The 13918-nt window shown below is 65.5% G+C and carries 14 protein-coding genes; 5 read left to right on the top strand and 9 right to left on the bottom strand.

All coding sequences use genetic code 11. The features are described 5' to 3' along the window. Positions 1–80 precede the first annotated feature (80 nt). Together ACVMB0_RS07200 and ACVMB0_RS07195 are read right to left on the bottom strand one after the other, a co-directional pair. Positions 81–809 (bottom strand): SIMPL domain-containing protein, encoded by a 729-nt coding sequence (locus tag ACVMB0_RS07200; protein WP_461345760.1) that lies wholly within the window; start codon positions 807–809, stop codon positions 81–83. A 5-nt stretch (positions 810–814) separates the two neighbouring features. Continuing rightward, positions 815–1525 (bottom strand): GyrI-like domain-containing protein, encoded by a 711-nt coding sequence (locus ACVMB0_RS07195; protein ID WP_461345759.1) that lies wholly within the window; start codon positions 1523–1525, stop codon positions 815–817. Positions 1526–1707: 182 nt separating this feature from the next. Here ACVMB0_RS07195 and dapF point away from each other — a divergent pair, with 182 nt between their 5' ends. Together dapF and mtaB are read left to right on the top strand one after the other, a co-directional pair. Further along, complete coding sequence (gene dapF / locus ACVMB0_RS07190) at positions 1708–2592, top strand: diaminopimelate epimerase (RefSeq protein WP_461345758.1); 885 nt, start codon at positions 1708–1710, stop codon at positions 2590–2592. Between the two features lie 60 nt (positions 2593–2652). Beyond that, the gene (gene mtaB / locus ACVMB0_RS07185; protein WP_461349613.1) at positions 2653–3906 is read left to right on the top strand and encodes a tRNA (N(6)-L-threonylcarbamoyladenosine(37)-C(2))-methylthiotransferase MtaB; all 1254 of its coding nucleotides are present in this window, start codon (positions 2653–2655) and stop codon (positions 3904–3906) included. A gap of 878 nt (positions 3907–4784) precedes the next feature. On the opposite strand, the gene ACVMB0_RS07180 is transcribed toward mtaB, so the two are convergent. Next, a complete protein-coding gene (locus ACVMB0_RS07180; protein ID WP_461345757.1) occupies positions 4785–5486 on the bottom strand; it encodes an RluA family pseudouridine synthase in 702 nt (233 codons plus the stop codon). Between the two features lie 49 nt (positions 5487–5535). Here ACVMB0_RS07180 and ftsY point away from each other — a divergent pair, with 49 nt between their 5' ends. Continuing rightward, positions 5536–6483, top strand: a complete 948-nt coding sequence (gene ftsY, locus ACVMB0_RS07175; protein ID WP_461345756.1) for a signal recognition particle-docking protein FtsY — start codon at positions 5536–5538, stop codon at positions 6481–6483. 4 nt (positions 6484–6487) lie between these two features. Then, entirely contained in the window at positions 6488–7087 is a 600-nt protein-coding gene (locus ACVMB0_RS07170) for a septation protein A (RefSeq protein ID WP_456751507.1), read from the top strand. Between the two features lie 67 nt (positions 7088–7154). Here ACVMB0_RS07170 and ACVMB0_RS07165 read toward each other — a convergent pair whose 3' ends face one another. From ACVMB0_RS07165 to ccmA, 6 genes are all read right to left on the bottom strand, one after another. Next, entirely contained in the window at positions 7155–7532 is a 378-nt protein-coding gene (locus tag ACVMB0_RS07165; RefSeq protein WP_461345755.1) for a ComEA family DNA-binding protein, read from the bottom strand. Between the two features lie 170 nt (positions 7533–7702). Next, on the bottom strand, positions 7703–8296 hold the full coding sequence (locus ACVMB0_RS07160) for a DsbE family thiol:disulfide interchange protein (protein ID WP_461345754.1): 594 nt from the start codon (positions 8294–8296) through the stop codon (positions 7703–7705). Next, the gene (gene ccmD, locus ACVMB0_RS07155; RefSeq protein WP_456751510.1) at positions 8293–8472 is read right to left on the bottom strand and encodes a heme exporter protein CcmD; all 180 of its coding nucleotides are present in this window, start codon (positions 8470–8472) and stop codon (positions 8293–8295) included. Before ccmD ends, ACVMB0_RS07160 begins: the two co-directional genes overlap by 4 nt. 4 nt (positions 8473–8476) lie before the next feature. Beyond that, positions 8477–9274, bottom strand: coding sequence for a heme ABC transporter permease (locus ACVMB0_RS07150; protein WP_461345753.1), 798 nt, complete (start codon positions 9272–9274; stop codon positions 8477–8479). A 64-nt stretch (positions 9275–9338) separates the two neighbouring features. After that, entirely contained in the window at positions 9339–10007 is a 669-nt protein-coding gene (gene ccmB / locus ACVMB0_RS07145) for a heme exporter protein CcmB (RefSeq protein WP_461345752.1), read from the bottom strand. A gap of 316 nt (positions 10008–10323) precedes the next feature. After that, the gene (gene ccmA, locus ACVMB0_RS07140) at positions 10324–10926 is read right to left on the bottom strand and encodes a heme ABC exporter ATP-binding protein CcmA (protein WP_461345751.1); all 603 of its coding nucleotides are present in this window, start codon (positions 10924–10926) and stop codon (positions 10324–10326) included. A 251-nt stretch (positions 10927–11177) separates the two neighbouring features. On the opposite strand from ccmA, the gene acnA reads away from it, so the two are divergent. Continuing rightward, positions 11178–13898: an aconitate hydratase AcnA gene (gene acnA, locus ACVMB0_RS07135; RefSeq protein ID WP_456751514.1), complete on the top strand. Its 2721-nt coding sequence runs from the start codon at positions 11178–11180 to the stop codon at positions 13896–13898. Positions 13899–13918: the final 20 nt, after the last annotated feature.

The raw sequence follows: 13918 nt of genomic DNA, 5'->3' as shown, positions 1-13918 counted from the left end.
AAGCGAAATCCGGGGGGGACTATCCGCGGAGAGATCGGCCCCGGATTGCGCTTCGCTCTATCCGGGCTACGCCTGTGGCTCTACTTCTCCTTGATCGCCCAGGAGACGCTGACATTGACCGTCAGCGTTTCCTCGCCCTGCGCCACCGGCGTCGGTGCGGCAAAGCCTGCGGTGGCCATCTTGGCACGGAACACCGGCACCGGCGCCGAGCCGACCTCCGCGATGTTCAACGGCGCGCCGAGCGTGACACCGGCGGCCTTGGCGTAGATTTCCGCCTTGCGGCGGGCGTCGGCGACGGCCTTCTCACGCGCTTCGTCGAGCAGCTTCGAGGCCTGCGTCACCGAGAAGTTCAGCCCGCCGATATCATTGGCGCCGGCGCCCACCAGCACGTCGATCACACCGGCGACCTTGCTGACATCGTTCAGCCGGATCGTGACGCGGTTGCTGGCGTGGTAGCCGACGATGCTGGGCGGGGCGTTTGGCGACGACGGCGTGCGGTTGGCGAATTGCGGCTGCAGCGACAGCCGCGAGGTCTGATAATCCTTCTCCGCGATCCCTGCGCCCTTCAGCGCCGCCAGCACCTTGCCCATCGTCACATTGTTGGCTTCGGTGGCCTCGCGTGCGGTCTTGCCGTCGGTGGTGACGCCTGCGTCGAGCTGCGCCTGGTCCGGCGCCGCCGACACGGTCGCCTCGCCGGTGACCGAGATCGCCGGCGGAAAGTCGGTGTCGGCGAAGGCCGGCGCAGCCAGCAGCGTGGTCGCAATCAGGGTGGCAGCGCAAGGAAGGCCGAGGGGGAGGCGATAGGTCATCTGGCTCACTTCAGGGGGACGTAGACGTTGATCACAAGCTTGTCTTCGGCGGTCTTCAGGGGATCGGTGATGTATTCCTCGATGAAGGTGTCCTTGGCTTCGAGCTTCTTGTCGTCGAGGTGATTGGTGATCGCCTCGTAGGTGTTGTCCATGTTGTCGTAGGACCCGCGATGGACGAATTTCAGCGCCTTGCCGTCCGGCGAATTGCCCATGCTGATGTTCTTGCCGAGGTTCTTCAGGTCCTGGTCGACCGGGACTTCGGCGATGAAGGTGAAGCCGGTGTCGTCGGTCGAGGTGTAGACGATCATCGGATTGCCCGCGGCCTTGACACCATCCTTGTCGAGCAGGGCAGTGAGCTGCTTGAACGCCTCGATCAATGCGTCGAACGCGGAATCCCAGTTGGCCGTGCCCTTCAGCATGACAACTTTCTTCGGCTCCAGCGTGAACGGCTCGCCGAACGGATCGGCGGTCTGCACCGGGGCGGCCGGCGGCGGTGTCGGGGATTGCGACGCGGCCGGGCTGTCGGCGGGCGACTTGGTCTCGGCGGGCGGGGGCACCGGCGTTGCCGATGGCGCTGGGGTGGGCGTCGGGCTCGGGCTTGCCGCCGGGGCGGGCGAGGCAGCCGGGGACTGGGCAGGTGCCGGGCTTGCCAGTGCGATAGCGGTCAAAGGGAGCAGCGCGAGCACGGCCGCGCGGAGCGTGTTGATACGGTTCATTCGGTCTTCTCCATCCCCGTCCTCAGACGGCCGCTCGATTGTCCCGGCGCGCGGTCCGCGAGGTGCGCTAGTCCTAACACGCAAGTTCTGCATTCGTCCCATGACAGATGTGTCATGGGGCTATTCAGGCTGGCTAACTGGCCTTCACTCGCCATATAACCGGGCAGAATTTGGGAAAATCGATGAGCGCGCTCGCCAATCACGCATTCGCCAAGATGAACGGCATCGGCAACGAGATCGTCGTCGTCGACCTGCGCGATTTAGAGGCACCAGGTCGGGCAGTCGTCTCGGCGGCGGAGGCGCGCGCGGTGGCGTCGCCGGCCGGGGCGCCCTATGACCAGCTGATGGTGCTGCAGCCGCCGCGGCTCGACGGTACCGAAGCGTACATCACGATCTACAACAATGACGGCTCGGAGGCCGGGGCCTGCGGCAACGGCATGCGCTGCGTGGTGCGGCGGATCTTCGAGAAGACCGGCCAGACCACCGCGACGTTCCAGACCCGCGCCGGGCTGCTCAATTGCTGGCAGGGCCCGGCGCCCGATCTTTACACCGTCGACATGGGCGCGCCGAAGTTCGGCTGGCAGGACATTCCGCTGGCTGAGGAATTTCGCGATACCCGCTACATCGAGCTGCAGGTCGGGCCGATCGACAATCCGGTGCTGCATTCGCCCTCGGTGGTCTCGATGGGCAATCCGCATGCGGTGTTCTGGGTCGATGACGTCAATGCTTACGACCTCGAACGTTTCGGCCCGCTGCTGGAGAACCATCCGATTTTTCCGGAGCGAGCCAACATCACGCTTGCCCATATCGTCGATCGCGACCACATCACGATCCGCACCTGGGAGCGCGGTGCCGGCCTCACCAGGGCCTGTGGCTCGGCGGCCTGCGCCACGGCGGTCGCCGCGGCGCGGCTGAAGCGCGCCAATCGGGTCGTCGAGATCACGCTACCTGGCGGCAAGCTCGGCATCGAGTGGCGCGAGCGCGACGATCACGTGCTGATGACCGGCACCGCCGATTTCGAATATGAGGGCCGCTTCGATCCGGCGCTGTTCGCCAGCGTCGCTTAGAGCATGATCCGGAAAAGTGGAAACCGGTTTTCCGAAGAGATCATGCTCAAACGAAGAACTATGGGCGTCGACGTCGTCACCTTTGGCTGCCGCCTCAACGCATTCGAATCCGAGGTGATCCGCCGCGAGGCGGAACAGGCGGGACTTTCCGACACCATCGTCATCAACAGCTGCGCCGTCACCAATGAGGCGGTGGCGCAGGCCCGGCAGTCGATCCGCAAGCTGAAGCGCGAGCGGCCCACGGCGCGCATCGTGGTCACCGGCTGCGCGGCGCAGACGCAAAGCCGGATGTTCGCCGACATGGCCGAGGTCGACCGCGTCGTCGGCAATGACGAGAAGACGCGCGGTGACGCCTGGCGCGCGACACGCGCCGCGTTCGATCTCGGCGCCAGCGAGAAGATCGCGGTCGCCGACATCATGGCGGTGACGGAAATGGCGCCGCACCTGCTCGACGGCTTTGCGCGCGGCCTGCCGCGGGTGTTCGTGCAGGTGCAGAACGGCTGCGACCATCGCTGCACCTTCTGCATCATCCCCTATGGCCGCGGCAATTCGCGCTCGGTGCCGATGGGCGCGGTGGTCGATCAGGTCCGTGCGCTGGTCGAGCGCGGCCATGCCGAGATCGTGCTGACCGGCGTCGATCTCACGAGCTATGGCGCCGACCTGCCTGGCGCGCCGAAGCTCGGCCAGTTGACCCGGCAGATCCTGCGCCACGTGCCGGAGCTGAAGCGGCTGCGCATCTCGTCGATCGATTCGGTCGAGGCCGATCGTGATCTGCTCGATGTCATCGCCGACGACGCACGGCTGATGCCGCATCTGCATCTGTCGCTGCAATCCGGCGACGACATGATCCTGAAGCGGATGAAGCGCCGGCATTCACGAAAGGACGCGATCGATTTCTGCGCGCAGGTTCGCCGGCTGCGGCCGGACATCGCCTTCGGCGCCGACGTCATCGCGGGCTTTCCGACCGAGTCCGACGAGATGTTTTCGCGCTCGCTCGACCTGGTCGACGAATGCGATCTCACCTTCCTGCACGTGTTTCCCTATTCGCCACGTCCGGGCACGCCCGCCGCACGGATGCCGCAGGTCCCAGGCGGCACGATCCGGGAGCGCGCCAAGCGGCTGCGCGCGGCCGGCGACGCCGCGCTGGCGCGGCGGCTTGCGGCGGAGATCGGCGCCGTACGCGAGGTGCTGATCGAGAGCGACGCGCAGGGCCGCACCGAACATTTCCTGCCGGTCGCGATCGCTGGCGATGTGCCCGGTGCGGTGCGGCGGCTGACCGTGATCGGTCACGATGGCACGCACCTCGTTGCGTAGGACGGCTGAGACGCTCACCCCGACTCCATTCCCGTCATCCTGAGAGTCTTTGAATCTATTAGCCCCGTCATTGCGACCCGTTGGCTCGCAATGACGGGCTGCAAACTTTGACAACTCTCAGGATGACGCGGATGAAGACGCCTGCTGCGGCATATTAACCCGACGGGCAAAATAGCGCTTCCGTCGTCGGGCAAATCAGATGTTCAATTCCGCCCGTCTCACCCGATCGAGGGGCGCTTCGCGATCGTCACGAACGCGGCGTGAGATGCGGTGGACGCCGATTGCGCAGTCGACGAATGCGCATGAAGCGGACGGCGAAATCGTGCAGGCCTGACGCCCTAGCGGTAGGTGTCTCTTCCGATTGCGCAAATGCGCGTTGTGAAGACGGTGACAAACAAGCCCAGTCTCGCCGGGGAGAGCACGTATAAGCCGTAACCCATCGCGCAGGGAAAGCCGGATTGCTCCGGTTACACCTGTGGTCCTACCCCCGTGCTTTCTACCTATTGCACGGGGCCCATGGGTGCGATCGGCACCCGGCTTTCCCTGCGCCCTCATTGATGAGAGGGCGAAACGACAAGCAAAGCTCGGGCAGATCATGTCGCGAGAACGCAAAACTGCATCCTCACCCAAATTGTCATCGCCCGGCTCGATGCGCGGGTGATGACAGCACGTGGTGTGACGCGAATCGCAAGCCATCCCGACCGTCGTCCTGGCGAAAGCCAGGGGGACCCATTACCCCAAATGGTCATTGTTGAACCACGCCGGAACGACGAATCCCCTCTCACAACACCCGCCGCGGCGTATGGGTCCCGGCCTTCGCCGGGACGACGCGGGGAGGGCTTGGCTGTTTGACAACTGAATCCGAAATCTTCCGGCGGTCACTGCCCGTTCCAGCCGCAGGCCTTGAGCCGCGCCTGCATATGCGCGGGCGCCGGCGCCACGACATGCACCGGGTCCTTGTTGCGGGAGATCGGGATGCCGATCTCGCGGGAATGCAGATGCAGGGTCGGCTCGCCGAAACGCGGGCCGTTGCCATAGATATTGTCGCCGACGATCGGCCAGCCCATCGCCGAGGAATGCACCCGCAGCTGATGGGTGCGGCCGGTGACCGGCTCCATCGCGAGCCAGGCGAGGCCATCGCCGCGCCCCAGCACCTTCCAGTTGGTGATCGCCTTCTGGCCGTCCGGGTCCGGCTTCTGCCACCAGCCGCGCTCGGCGTTGAGCCGGCCGAGCGGCATGTCGATGGTGCCTTCGTCCTCGGTGGGGCCGCCCTCGACCACGGTCCAATAGGTCTTCGCAATCTTGCTGTGCTTGAACAACAGCCCGAGCGAGGCGGTCGCCTTGCGGTGGCGTCCCAGGACGAGGCAGCCGGAGGTGTCCTTGTCGAGCCGATGCGCCAGCACCGGCGGTCGTGGCAGCCCGAACCGCAGCGCGTCGAACGAGGCCTCCAGATTGGGGCCGCCCTTGGGGCCGCGATGCACCGGCAGGCCGGCCGGCTTGTCGATCACCAGCATCAGCCCGTCGCGGTGGAGCACCCGCGCAAGGATTTCTTCCGCGGTCAATTGGTGAACATCGATCAATTCGTCGAGACTTTCGTTTGTGAGCCGAAACGGCTAACACGTCCGCGCCATGAACGATACCACTGCGGGAACTCCCAAACAGAGCTGGTGGCAGCGGCTGAAAGGCGGCCTGAAGCGGACCTCGAGTTCGATCGGGACCGCGGTTGCCGACCTCGTCACCAAGCGCAAGCTCGATTCGGCCATGCTCGATGACATCGAGGATGTGCTGCTGCGCGCCGATCTCGGGACCGATGTCGCGGTCCGCATCGCGGAGGCGGTCGGCAAGGGCCGCTACGACAAGGCGATCTCCGCCGACGAGGTCAAGGACGTGGTTGCGACCGAGGTCGAGAAGGTGCTGGCGCCGGTGGCGAAGCCGCTCGAGATCGATGGCTCGAAGCAGCCGTTCGTCATCCTGGTGGTCGGGGTCAACGGCTCCGGCAAGACCACGACGATCGGCAAGCTGTCGGCGAAATTCGCCGCCGAGGGCCGCAAGGTGATGCTCGCCGCCGGCGACACCTTCCGCGCCGCGGCGATCGAGCAGCTCAAGGTCTGGGGCGAGCGCACCAAGTCGCCGGTCATTGCCGGTGCCCAGGGCTCCGATTCCGCGAGCCTTGCCTTCAGCGCGCTGACCGCGGCCAGGGAGCAGGGGCGCGACGTGCTCTTGATCGACACTGCCGGCCGGCTGCAGAACAAGTCCGAGCTGATGAACGAGCTCGAGAAGGTCGTGCGCGTCATCAAGAAGGTCGATGCCTCGGCGCCGCATGCGGTGCTGCTCGTGCTCGACGCCACGGTGGGACAAAATGCGCTGTCGCAGGTCGAGGCGTTTCATCGTACGGCTGGCGTGACCGGCCTCGTGATGACCAAGCTTGACGGCACCGCGCGCGGCGGCATCCTGGTCGCGCTATCGGAGAAGCACAGGCTGCCGGTGCATTTCATCGGCGTCGGCGAAGGCGTCGAGGACCTCGCGCCCTTCACGGCGAAGGATTTTGCCAAGGCGATTGCCGGGATCGAGAACTAGATTGATGGACAAGACCCAGCCGCATCCGCTGTTCAAGCTTGCGACCGAACTCGGGCCGCTGCTCGTGTTCTTCGTGGCGAACGCCAAGTACCATCTGTTCGTCGCGACCGGTGCATTCATGGTCGCGATCGTCGCGGCGATGATCGCATCCTATGTGGTGACCAGGCATGTGCCGATCATGGCGCTGGTGACCGGCGCGATCGTGCTGGTGTTCGGCACCCTGACGCTGGTGCTGCACGACGAGACCTTCATCAAGGTCAAGCCGACCATCATCTACGGCCTGTTCGCAGCGGTGCTCGGCGGCGGGCTGCTGTTCGGCCGCTCCTTCATTGCCGTGATGTTCGACCAGATGTTCAATTTGACGCCGCAGGGCTGGCGTATCCTCACCATGCGCTGGGCGCTGTTCTTCGCCGGCATGGCTGTTCTCAACGAGATCGTCTGGCGTACCCAGACCACGGATTTCTGGGTGAACTTCAAGGTGTTCGGCGTGACGCCGCTGACCATGATCTTCGCCATCGCGCAGATGCCGCTGACCAAGCGCTATCACCTCGAGCCGGTCTCGCTGGAAACCAGCGAAGCGGACGCCGGCGACCTGCGGAAGTAGATCGAAACGCAGCGCGGGCGATTGCGCCGCGCTGCGTTCGAGGTCTCGGAGATCAACTCTTCAGCGTTCAGCTCTTCTGCTTGGCGATGATCTTGTCCTTGATCTTGTCGTAGGTCGCCTGCGGCAGGATGTGCTTCTGCACCAGTTCATCCTTGCCCTTGTAGGGGCGGCCCTTGATGATCGCGGCCGAATAGGTCTTGCCGACGCCGGGCAGCGCGTCGAGCTGGTCGGCGGTGGCGCTGTTGACGTCGAGCAGGTCGTCCTTGGCCATCCCGGTCGTCTTCGCGTCGGGCGTCGCAGCCTTCGGCGCGGGAGCCATCTTGTTGACGTCCGATTTGGTGGCGGGCGTGGCGGGCTGGACGCTCTGGGCCATCGACGGCGTCGCCGTCAGCATGCCGAGCGTGAGCGCGGTGGTGAGAAGTGAAGCGAGCGTGGTCTTGCGCATATGTCCCCTCCAGAGGAACGTTGATGTTAACGCTGCTGAGTTGGGGTCGCGTTCGTGGCGTTGCCGTGGCCGCGAAATGAACCGCGGATAAATGCGACGAAGTATTTTGCCGCAGGCATTTCTCCTCGTCATTCACCAGCGGTTCACAGCATCGCTGAATGACGATGCGCTTACTGTCCGGCGTGCAGCGCCTTCTCGATCTCGGCCTTCAGCACGGTGTTGACGTTGTCAGGGGTGACCGGCCCGACCAGCTTGTAGACGATCGTGCCCTCGCGTCCGACCAGGAAAGTCTCGGGCACGCCGTAGACGCCCCACTCGATCGAGGCGCGGCCGTTGCCGTCGACACCGACGATGTCGAACGGGTTGCCGTAGCGGCCGAGGAAGCGCCGCGCGTTCTCGGGCGAGTCCTTGTAGTTGATGCCGATGATCTGGAAGCGCTTGTCGCGGCCGAGCTCGGTCAGCAGCGGCGCCTCGTCATGGCAGGGTACGCACCACGACGCCCAGACGTTGACGACCGAGACCTTGCCCTTGAACGCGGCGGGATCGAGACCGGGGACCGGTGCGCCGTCCTTCACCAGGCCGTCGAGCGCCGGCAGCGCGGTCTGCGGCGCCGGCCGGCCGATCAGCGCCGACGGAATTTTCGAGGGATCGCCGCCGTAGAGCCGCAGCAGGAACAGGGCTGCCAGCCCCAGGAAGATCAGCAGCGGCAGCACCACCAGCAGGCGGCGGGCTTGCGGCGGGCTGTCGGTCGCCTGCTCGCTCATCTGATGTCCGCCGCGCTGCGGCCGGAGCGGCGGGTGATGCCGCTGGCCTCGATCTCCCTGAGGCGGGTCTGCTGGCGGCGATAGTCGGCGACGATCCAGACGATCAGCAGCAGCACGACGGCTGCGACCAGCGCGTAAGACGTCACGATGAAAGAGGCGTAGGGACCAAGCGACATCGCGTCACGCCGCTCCCTTGGGCGCGCTTCCGTCGCGCGAGCCGGCACCTGCTTCGCTCGCGAACGAGACGCGGCTCGCCTGCATCATCTGCAGGCTGCGCACGCGCCGGCGCAGGATCTCGTTGCGCATCGCCGCCAGATGCAACGTGATGAACAGCAGCGAAAACGCGATCGCCATCACCAAAAGCGGCCACAGGAACGCCTTGTCGAGGGTCGGGCCGCCGGCGCGAAACACCGAGGCCGGCTGATGCAGCGTGTTCCACCAATCGACCGAGAATTTGATGATCGGAATGTTGATGGCGCCGACCAGGGTTAGCACCGCCGCCGCCCGTGCCGCGCGCGACGGGTCTTCGACCGCACGCCACAGCGCGATCAGGCCGAGATACATCAGGAATAGGATCAAGACCGAGGTCAGCCGCGCATCCCACTCCCAATAAGTGCCCCACATCGGCCGGCCCCACAGCGAGCCGGTGACGAGCGCAAGGAAGGTGAAGGCGGCGCCGATCGGCGCTGCGGCTTTCGCGGCGACGTCGGCCAGCGGATGCCGCCACACCAGGGTGCCGAGCGCAGCCACGCTCATGACGCCCCAGACGAACATCGACAGCCACGCATTCGGGACGTGGATGAACATGATCTTGACCGTGGCGCCCTGCTGATAGTCGTCGGGCGCCATCGCCGACTGGTAGAGTCCGATCGCGAGCAGCAGCGCGGTCGCGCCGGCGAGCCACGGCAGGATGCGCGCGGTCAGTGCCAGAAACCTGGTCGGATTGGCGAGGTCGGTCAGCGTCTCGGTCAGCTTCATGGCACCCTGATAGTCGTCCGCTGTGAACGAGGCAATTGGCCGAATTCCCCTCGGCGAGATTTGATCAGTCCAGCCCGTGCCGGAGGCTCGCGGCAGCGGCAAACGGGCCGATCACGAGGCTCGCCAGCGACAGCGCGCACAGGATCGAGAACGGTGTTCCAAAGGGGAGGGGACCCGAGATCGCCGCCTGCGAGGCCGCGACGCCGAAGATCAGCACCGGGATCGACAGCGGCAGCACCAGCACCGCCAGCAGCAGCCCGCCGCGATGCAGCGTCACCGCCAGGGCCGCGCCGATCATGCCGGTGAAAGTCAGCGCCGGCGTTCCCGCCAGCAGCGTGGCGGCAACCGCCAGCGTCGCCGTGCCGTCGAGATTGAGCAGCAAGCCGAGCACCGGGGTTGCGATGACCAGCGGCAGGCCGGCGGCAAGCCAATGCGCCAGCGCTTTGGCCGCGCAGGCGAGTTCCAGCGGCGTCCGGCTCATCACGATCAGGTCGAGCGAGCCGTCCTCGTGGTCGGCCGTGAACAGCCGGTCGAGGGTGAGCAGGCTCGCCAGCAGCGCGCCGAGCCAGAGGATGGCAGGGCCGAGTCGCGACAGCAGCGCTAGATCCGGCCCGACCGCGAACGGCATCAGCACCGTGACGGTGAGAAAGAACAGCACCCCGATCAGCGCCCCGCCGCCAACGCGCAGCGCGATCCGGACATCGCGGCGGATCAATGCGCCCAGCGCGGTCATGTAAGAAATCCACTCTGCAGGAAGCTCCCGAAATCTCGCCGCGTACTCGCTGCGCTCCCTCCCCCCTTGCGGGGGAGGGCGGGGGAGAGGGGTGGCCCCGGGCGAGAGGATTGTTGGGAGTGCTGCTTTCGCAATCTCGGCCGTGCGTCGTTGAAGCGCACATCGATAGAGTCCGTCGTGTGGCACCCCGCTCCATAGCCGAAGCTTTGCTTCGGCGTCCTTTCAGTCATAGGCCGCCAAAGGCGGCCTATGCCCTCCCCCGCAAGGGGGGAGGGAACGGAGAGACCGGAGCTCAGCGTTGAGAAGTACAGCGGGTTCATGCCGGGCCTCCGATCCGCAGCTCATTCGCATCGATGCCGAGCGGCAGATGGGTCGCCGCGACGATCAGGCCGCCGCTGGCGAGATGGTCGCGCATCAGGCCGACGAACAGCGCCTGTCCGGCGGCATCGAGCGCCGAGGTCGGCTCGTCCAGCAGCCAGACCGGCCGCCGCACCGAGAGCAGGCGGGCGATCGACAGGCGGCGGCGCTGGCCGGCGGAAAGATACGCCGCCGGCAGATGCGTGGCGTGGTCGAGCGCCACGGCGGCAAGGCAGCGGCCGGCATCCTGCGTCTCGCCGCCGAGGAATTCCCGCCAGAAGGAAAGATTTTCCGCGACACTCAGCGCCGGCTTCAGGGCGTCGCGGTGGCCGAGATAGTGGGCCTGCTCGGGCAGGCTGAGCTCGGCGTCGCCGCCTTCGAGCGCGACCGAACCCTCGGCCGGAACCAGGAGCCCGGCGAGCACGCGCAGCAGCGAGGTCTTGCCGGCGCCGTTGGGGCCGGTGATGGCGAGCGCCTCGCCGGCCGCAGCCGACAGGTCGAGGCCGGAAAACACCTCGCGTCCGCCGCGCACGCATTTCAGATTTCGTCCGGAGAGCTGCATGGTTCGTCTTGTCACAGCCCTCTGAAATCTTTCGCTACCGCGTGAGAATTTTTGGGTCGCGCAACGCTGTCGCACGCTTGTCGGTGTGGCGGTGCTTCTAGAAAGGTTCTATAAGCCCGGAACTTGATGCAGCACACACAATCGGCGGCCGCAAGCCATCCAGGCCATCCCTTGGCCCGTGTTGGTCGCCGGTGTTTAGTTACCCTCGTAGTTACCCCTGCCGGGTATAACTGAAAATTGGGATTCCTCGCATGACCTCGCTCGACAGCTTCAAATGCCGCAAGACCATGAAGGTCGGCGGCAAGTCCTACGTCTATTACAGCCTGCCCCAGGCAGAGAAGAACGGACTGAAGGGGATTTCGAAGCTGCCGTATTCGATGAAGGTTCTGCTCGAGAACCTGCTGCGCAACGAGGACGGCCGCACCGTCAAGAAGGACGACATCGTTGCGGTGTCGAAGTGGCTGAAGAAGCGCCAGCTCGAGCATGAAATCGCATTCCGTCCGGCGCGCGTGCTGATGCAGGACTTCACCGGCGTTCCGGCCGTGGTCGATCTCGCGGCGATGCGCAACGCGATGCAGAACCTCGGCGGCGACGCCGAGAAGATCAACCCGCTGGTGCCGGTCGATCTCGTGATCGATCACTCGGTCATCGTCAACTTCTTCGGTGACAACAAGGCGTTCGCAAAGAACGTCACCGAGGAATACAAGCAGAACCAGGAGCGCTACGAGTTCCTGAAGTGGGGCCAGAAGGCGTTCTCGAACTTCTCGGTGGTGCCGCCCGGCACCGGCATCTGCCACCAGGTCAATCTCGAATATCTCGCCCAGACGGTGTGGACCAAAAAGGAGAAGATGACGGTCGGCAAGAAGACCGGCACCTTCGAGGTCGCCTATCCGGACTCGCTCGTCGGCACCGATTCGCACACCACGATGGTCAACGGCCTCGCCGTGCTCGGCTGGGGCGTCGGCGGCATCGAGGCGGAAGCCTGCATGCTTGGCCAGCCGCTGTCGATGCTGCTGCCCGAGGTGGTCGGCTTCAAGCTCAAGGGCCAGCTCAAGGAAGGCGTCACCGCGACCGACCTGGTGCTGACCGTCACCCAGATGCTGCGCAAGCTCGGCGTGGTCGGCAAGTTCGTCGAGTTCTTCGGCCCCGGCCTCGACTATCTCTCGGTCGCGGACAAGGCGACCATCGGCAACATGGCGCCCGAATATGGCGCGACCTGCGGCTTCTTCCCGGTCGATGCCGCGACCATCGATTACCTGAAGACCTCGGGCCGCAAGGCCGATCGCGTCAAGCTGGTGCAGGCCTACGCCAAGGCGCAGGGCCTGTTCCGCACCGCCAAGTCGGCCGATCCGGTGTTCACCACCACGCTGACGCTCGACCTCGCCGACGTCGTGCCGTCGATGGCCGGACCGAAGCGCCCCGAAGGCCGGATCGCGCTGCCGGCGGTGTCGACCGGTTTCGCGACCGCGCTGGTCAACGAGTACAAGAAGCCCGAGGGTGAATCGAAGCGCTTCGCGGTCGAGGGCCGCAACTTCGATCTCGGCCATGGCGATGTCGTGATCGCCGCAATCACCTCCTGCACCAACACCTCGAACCCGAGCGTACTGATCGGCGCCGGCCTGCTCGCGCGCAAGGCGGCCGCCAAGGGCCTGAAGGCCAAGCCGTGGGTGAAGACCTCGCTCGCGCCGGGCAGCCAGGTGGTGGCGGAATATCTTGCCAATTCCGGCCTGCAGGCCGATCTCGACAAGGTCGGCTTCAACCTGGTCGGCTTCGGCTGCACGACCTGCATCGGCAATTCCGGGCCGCTGCCGGAAGACATCTCGAAGTCGATCAACGAGAATGGCATCGTCGCCGCCGCCGTGCTCTCCGGCAACCGCAACTTCGAAGGCCGCGTCTCGCCGGACGTGCAGGCGAACTACCTCGCCTCGCCGCCGCTGGTGGTCGCGCATGCGCTCGCCGGCACCGTGACCAAGGACCTCGCGGTCGAGCCGATCGGCATCGGCAAGGACGGCAAGCCGGTGTTCCTCAAGGACATCTGGCCGACCGCCAAGGAGATCAACGCCTTCATGAAGAAGTACGTCACCGCGACGATCTTCAAGAAGAAGTACGCCGACGTGTTCAAGGGCGATACCAACTGGCGCAAGATCAAGACCACGGAAAGCGAGACCTATCGCTGGAACATGGGTTCGACCTATGTGCAGAATCCGCCCTATTTCGAAGGCATGAAGAAGCAGCCGGATCCGGTCACCGACGTGGTCGACGCCCGCATCCTGGCGATGTTCGGCGACAAGATCACCACCGACCACATCTCGCCGGCCGGTTCGATCAAGCTGACCTCGCCCGCCGGCAAGTTCCTCAGCGAGCACCAGGTGCGCCCCGCCGACTTTAACCAGTACGGCACGCGGCGCGGCAACCATGAAGTGATGATGCGCGGCACCTTCGCCAACATCCGCATCAAGAACTTCATGCTGAAGGGCGCCGACGGCAATATTCCGGAAGGCGGTCTGACCAAGCACTGGCCGGACGGCGAGCAGATGTCGATCTACGACGCCGCGATGAAGTATCAGGCCGAGGGCGTGCCGCTGGTGGTGTTCGCCGGCGCCGAGTACGGCAACGGCTCGTCGCGCGACTGGGCCGCCAAGGGCACCCGCCTGCTCGGCGTGCGTGCGGTGATCTGCCAGAGCTTCGAGCGCATCCACCGCTCCAACCTGGTCGGCATGGGTGTGCTGCCGCTCACCTTCCAGGACGGCACGTCGTGGTCCTCGCTCGGCCTCAAGGGCGACGAGAAGGTCACGATCCGCGGCCTGCAGGGCGACCTCAAGCCGCGCCAGACGCTGACCGCCGAGATCGTCTCCGCCGACGGGGCCAAGAAGGATGTCCCGCTGCTCTGCCGCATCGATACGCTGGACGAGCTCGATTACTATCGCAACGGCGGCATCCTGCACTACGTGCTGCGCAAACTCGCGGCCTAAGGGCCGTTTGTTGGAGCCTG

The sequence above is a fragment of the Bradyrhizobium sp. USDA 4451 genome, assembly GCF_054822585.1.
Note: the sequence above shows the minus strand (reverse complement) of the source record. Positions and strands in the feature narration are given on the sequence as shown.

Excerpts from the sequence above, each read along its gene's own strand:
- ACVMB0_RS07200 (WP_461345760.1), bottom strand. The coding sequence starts at position 809 with ATGACCTATCGCCTCCCCCTCGGCCTTCCTTGCGCTGCCACCCTGATT.
- ACVMB0_RS07195 (WP_461345759.1), bottom strand. The coding sequence starts at position 1,525 with ATGAACCGTATCAACACGCTCCGCGCGGCCGTGCTCGCGCTGCTCCCT.
- dapF (WP_461345758.1), top strand. The coding sequence starts at position 1,708 with ATGAGCGCGCTCGCCAATCACGCATTCGCCAAGATGAACGGCATCGGC.
- mtaB (WP_461349613.1), top strand. The coding sequence starts at position 2,653 with ATGGGCGTCGACGTCGTCACCTTTGGCTGCCGCCTCAACGCATTCGAA.
- ftsY (WP_461345756.1), top strand. The coding sequence starts at position 5,536 with ATGAACGATACCACTGCGGGAACTCCCAAACAGAGCTGGTGGCAGCGG.
- ACVMB0_RS07170 (WP_456751507.1), top strand. The coding sequence starts at position 6,488 with ATGGACAAGACCCAGCCGCATCCGCTGTTCAAGCTTGCGACCGAACTC.
- ACVMB0_RS07165 (WP_461345755.1), bottom strand. The coding sequence starts at position 7,532 with ATGCGCAAGACCACGCTCGCTTCACTTCTCACCACCGCGCTCACGCTC.
- ACVMB0_RS07160 (WP_461345754.1), bottom strand. The coding sequence starts at position 8,296 with ATGAGCGAGCAGGCGACCGACAGCCCGCCGCAAGCCCGCCGCCTGCTG.
- ccmD (WP_456751510.1), bottom strand. The coding sequence starts at position 8,472 with ATGTCGCTTGGTCCCTACGCCTCTTTCATCGTGACGTCTTACGCGCTG.
- ACVMB0_RS07150 (WP_461345753.1), bottom strand. The coding sequence starts at position 9,274 with ATGAAGCTGACCGAGACGCTGACCGACCTCGCCAATCCGACCAGGTTT.
- ccmB (WP_461345752.1), bottom strand. The coding sequence starts at position 10,007 with ATGACCGCGCTGGGCGCATTGATCCGCCGCGATGTCCGGATCGCGCTG.
- ccmA (WP_461345751.1), bottom strand. The coding sequence starts at position 10,926 with ATGCAGCTCTCCGGACGAAATCTGAAATGCGTGCGCGGCGGACGCGAG.
- acnA (WP_456751514.1), top strand. The coding sequence starts at position 11,178 with ATGACCTCGCTCGACAGCTTCAAATGCCGCAAGACCATGAAGGTCGGC.